The 815-nt window shown below is 52.1% G+C and carries 1 rRNA gene (cut by both window edges); it reads right to left on the bottom strand.

Going from position 1 to position 815, the window contains the following annotated elements:
- Nucleotides 1-815 (bottom strand): 23S ribosomal RNA (locus tag DWX59_RS28350) (its annotated part extends past both window edges: 472 nt to the left, 910 nt to the right); the annotation flags it as partial.

Below are 815 nucleotides of genomic sequence, written 5' to 3'. Positions count from 1 at the left end.
GTATCTTTGGGCGCCTCCGTTACTCTTTGGGAGGCGACCGCCCCAGTCAAACTGCCCGACTGACACTGTCCCGTCAACGGCTTTACGTCGTCCGGTTAGAAATCCAATACAACAGGGGTAGTATCCCAACAGCGGCTCCTTGAATACTGGCGTATCCATCTCCTTGCCTCCTACCTATCCTGTACATGCTGCATCAAATCCCAATATCAACCTGCAGTGAAGCTCCATGGGGTCTTTCCGTCTAGTCGCGGGTAACCTGCATCTTCACAGGTACTAAGACTTCACCGAGTCTACAGCTGAGACAGCGCCCAAATCGTTACGCCTTTCGTGCGGGTCAGAACTTACCTGACAAGGAATTTCGCTACCTTAGGACCGTTATAGTTACGGCCGCCGTTTACTGGGGCTTCAGTTCAGGGCTTCACTTGCGTTAACCCCTCCCCTTAACCTTCCAGCACCGGGCAGGCGTCACCCCCTATACTTCGCCTTGCGGCTTAGCAGAGAGCTGTGTTTTTGGTAAACAGTCGCTTGGGCCGTTTCACTGCGGCTCATATCTCTATGAGCACTCCTTCTCCCTAAGTTACGGAGTCATTTTGCAGAGTTCCTTAGCTATAGTTCTCTCGCTCACCTTAGGATTCTCTCCTCACCCATGTGTGTCCATTTTCGGTACGGGTCACATATACTTTCGTTAGAAACTTTTCTTGGAAGCTCCTCCACTGCCTTCCGTACTCGCCTTAGCTTTCCGTACGCTTCACGCCTTCTCGTTTCGGATGGTGGATTTGCCTGCCATCCCGATATCTCGCTTGCACCAGCTCTTC

It is taken from the genome of Enterocloster aldenensis (assembly GCF_003434055.1).
Classification (GTDB): Bacteria; Bacillota; Clostridia; order Lachnospirales; family Lachnospiraceae; genus Enterocloster; species Enterocloster aldenensis.
This window is presented reverse-complemented; position numbering and strand designations above follow the sequence as displayed.